This is a genomic window from Nocardiopsis sp. KDC1DS13DA1, from assembly GCF_055632325.1.
On sequence record NZ_JBVMUY010000074.1, the window covers coordinates 1 to 250 of the forward strand.

A 250-nucleotide genomic window follows, 5' to 3' on the forward strand; every position below is an offset into this window, starting at 1 on the left:
AGGTGTCCCGGGCCCAGCGGCGGGCGGCCGACCGCGCCGACCGCGCCGCCAGGGACCAGGCCGAGGGCACCGCCGCCGAGGCGGGCGACTCCGCGGCGCCTGGCTCGGCCCAGGACGCCCCGGCCGCCACGACCGCGCAGGCCGGCACCGCCACCGGGGCCACCGGCGGCGCCTCCTCGGGCGAGCCCCTGCTGCGGGTGGAGGATGTGGCGCAGTGCTTCAAGGTCCGTGGTGGGCTGTGGGGTCGGGC

General features: G+C 81.6%; 1 pseudogene. It reads left to right on the forward strand.

Features of this window, described 5'->3' with window-relative positions:
* Positions 1–250: pseudogene (locus tag ACTVAJ_RS30300) on the forward strand (ABC transporter ATP-binding protein); the annotation flags it as partial.